At 35.6% G+C, this 3328-nt stretch carries 2 protein-coding genes; one reads left to right on the top strand and one right to left on the bottom strand.

Features of this window, described 5'->3' with window-relative positions:
- The first annotated feature begins 183 nt into the window (after positions 1-183).
- Entirely contained in the window at positions 184-1650 is a 1467-nt protein-coding gene (nagE, locus tag HMPREF2811_RS00095) for an N-acetylglucosamine-specific PTS transporter subunit IIBC (RefSeq protein ID WP_071407576.1), read from the top strand.
- A gap of 82 nt (positions 1651-1732) precedes the next feature.
- Here nagE and HMPREF2811_RS00090 read toward each other — a convergent pair whose 3' ends face one another.
- Positions 1733-3187 carry an alpha-amylase gene (locus HMPREF2811_RS00090; protein WP_071407575.1) on the bottom strand — a complete coding sequence of 485 codons (1455 nt, stop codon included), beginning with the start codon at positions 3185-3187 and terminating at the stop codon, positions 1733-1735.
- Positions 3188-3328: the final 141 nt, after the last annotated feature.

The raw sequence follows: 3328 nt of genomic DNA, 5'->3' as shown, positions 1-3328 counted from the left end.
TATTTTTACACAATATTATGGACTTGACTAAAATTGATAAAAAATATAATAAAATTATATTGAAAACGCTTTATAGTATCGTTATAATTAAATTATTAAAGTGGTATTCTTAGGAAAGGAGGACCGTATTTACACCGCTTTTTTGCATTTATTATTTATTATCCCGTTTAGGAGGAAATTATTATGATGAAATATTTACAACGTATTGGTCGTTCATTAATGCTTCCAGTGGCAGTATTACCAGCCGGTGCGTTATTAATGGGTATTGGTTACTGGATTGATCCAACCGGTTGGGGAGCAGGTAGTCCAGTGGCTAACTTCTTTATTAAAGCTGGGGGCGCCCTTATTGATAATTTACCATTGCTATTCGCAATGGGGGTTGCTTATGGTATGACTAAAAAGCAAGATGGTGCTTCAATTATTGCAGGGGTAGTCGCATGGTTAACCATCACTACTTTATTAAATACAGATTCTGTTGCAAACTTAACTTCTATGCCAGTAGAAGAAGTTTCACCTGCTTTTGGTAAAATTGCCAATGCCTTTACTGGTATCTTATCCGGTTTAATCGGTGCCTTTGCTTTTGATAAATTCCATAATGTTCAACTACCAACTGCTTTTGCTTTCTTCAGTGGTAAACGATTGGCACCTATTATGGCGTCATTAATGGCGATTGTAGCCTCACTGGTTTTATTCTTTATTTGGCCAGCTGTATATGGAGGATTAATTGCTTTTGGTACTGGAATGTCTAAATTAGGCGCTTTTGGTGCTGGTTTATTTGGTTTCTTTAACCGTTTATTAATTCCAACAGGATTACACCACGCTTTAAATGCTGTTTTCTGGTTTGATACGATTGGTATCAATGATCTTGGTAAATTCTGGGGTTCACCAGAATTAGGCGGAGTTGTTGGTGAAACAGGCCGCTACATGGCTGGTTTCTTCCCAATTATGATGTTTGGTTTACCTGGCGGGGCTTTAGCAATGTACCGCAAAGCACGTCCTGAAAATAAAAAAGTGGTCGCTTCATTATTCATTGCAGCAGCTACAGCTAGCTTTGTTACTGGGGTAACAGAACCATTAGAATTCTCATTTATGTTTGCAGCACCCGCTTTATATTTAATTCATGCTGGTTTAACAGGTCTTTCACTATTCATCACAGCATCATTAAAATGGTTTGCCGGTTTTGGTTTCTCTGCTGGAGTACTTGACTATATTCTTTCATTTAGAGTACCTTATGCAACAAATATTATTATGTTAATTCCATTAGGTTTAGTATTTTTTGCGATCTATTACTTTGCATTTAGTTGGGCCATCGATCAATTCGATTTAAAAACACCGGGTCGTGAAGATGTCGTCGCTGATGGTATAGAAGAGGATAATCTTGATGCTGAAGCTACAGGAACACACTCTGACTATGCTCGTACCGCTAAAAAAATCTTTGATGCTTTAGGTGGAAATGAAAATATAGAGGACATGACCTTCTGTGCAACTCGCCTCAGATTAAACGTGAAAGATTCTAGCATTATTGACGATGCTAAAATTAAAGCTGCAGGTTCTCCTGGTATCTTAAAACCAAGTAAAACAACTGCTCAAGTTATTATTGGAACCCATGTACAATTTGTGGCTGATGAATTTGAAAAACTATTAAAATAATAAAATAATTTCATTGAAAAAAATAAGCTCTGGAGACTTGTTCGATAAAGAACCTATCTCTAGAGCTTTTTTGTGACATTTTTTATTTTTCAACCCAACAAGAAACACTGCCAGCTCTTACTGGAAAATCCGCATTACCATTCTCATCAATCGTAATTTGTGCATCATGATGACCTAAATAATCGATAAATACTTTACCAGCATTTAAAGTGCCAACGTTCATATTTTTCCAACCTTCATCTCCATTACTGATAACAACTGCCAAAGCATTTGGATGGTCTTCGGTTCCCAATCGTGTCCACCCGATACAATTTGGATGTTCAAAATAACGGTTTTCTTCACCATAGGCATATTCTTTCCGTAAATATAATAATTTATCTAAAATCCATTGAAGCTTAGGTTGACCAAATTGATCATGATTAACTCCATAATAATCACCATAAAATACACATGGTTGACCATTTTGCATTAATAGGATCATCGCATATGCAGAAGGTTTAAACCAATCTTCCACATAAGACTGTAGGGCTTGACCTTTTTGAGTATCGTGATTTTCAACAAAAGTGACCGCTTCAAAAGGATTCTTTTCCATTAAAGTGTCATCTAAGATAGTCGATAAATCATAATGATTGCCATTTTTACTTGCTACATGAAAATTCATATGTAGTCCTACATCCACTAAATCAATTTCATAGTCTGTTTGAGCTAAATAAACCTCTTTCGCATTGACATCAGGATTCCAGTATTCTCCAAAAATAAAGAATTCCTCATCCGTATTATCATGGATGTATTCTATAAAATTCTTCATAAAATCAGCATCGATATGCTTAATTGCGTCTAATCTAAAACCTTGAATCCCAGTTTCTTGAATAAACCAATGAGCCCATTGATATAAATGTTCTTTTACCTCAGGATGTCGAAAATCGATATCCGTAAACATTAAATAATCGAAGTTACCATTCTCCATATCAACTAAGTCCCCGTTTGCCCATCCTTTATTATCCCCGAGAATCAAATAAATCCCTGTTTCATCATTACGCGCATCATAATCGGTACCGGTAAAATGATACCAATGCCACTCAAAATCACTATAAGTTTTATTTCTTCCTGGAAAATAAAAATGAGTCCAAGCTTCTATTTCATAAGGTTCAGATAATGGCTTTTGACGATTATTAGGATCCATTTTTAACACCATGAAAGCCTCTTTTTCATCGCCATTAGCTTTGTGATTCAAAACAATATCAGCAATGGGTTTAATCCCTTGTTCCTTAAGGGCATCAATGGCAGCTAGATATTCATCTTTGGTACCATATTTAGTTCGAACAGATCCATTTTGATCGAACTGACCGAGGTCATATATATCATAAACACCGTATCCTACATCATTAGTGCCTGTTGCTTTAAAAGCGGGTGGCATCCAAACTTGATTAATTCCTAAATCTTTTAAGTGTTGAGCATCTTCTTTTAAACGATTCCAATGCTGTCCATCATCAGGTAAATACCATTCAAAATATTGCATAATTACTGGATTTGTCATGGCTCCATCCTTTCATAATTCCAAATAATAAATAAGTTTAAGCAAGAATAGAAAATCAATAATGTTCACTTTTTTATCTATTCCGCATAACCATGAGACATCGGGAGTGGACCAGAAGTAGAAAATCGAATGATTTTCGCT

Origin of the sequence: Globicatella sp. HMSC072A10, from assembly GCF_001811625.1 — a bacterium.
GTDB classification, from domain to species: Bacteria; Bacillota; Bacilli; order Lactobacillales; family Aerococcaceae; genus Globicatella; species Globicatella sanguinis.
The sequence above is the reverse complement of the archived record's forward strand: the minus strand, read 5'-3'. Positions and strand labels throughout refer to the sequence as shown.

Coding starts and splice junctions, on each gene's coding strand:
- nagE (WP_071407576.1), top strand. CDS start 184: ATGATGAAATATTTACAACGTATTGGTCGTTCATTAATGCTTCCAGTG.
- HMPREF2811_RS00090 (WP_071407575.1), bottom strand. CDS start 3,187: ATGACAAATCCAGTAATTATGCAATATTTTGAATGGTATTTACCTGAT.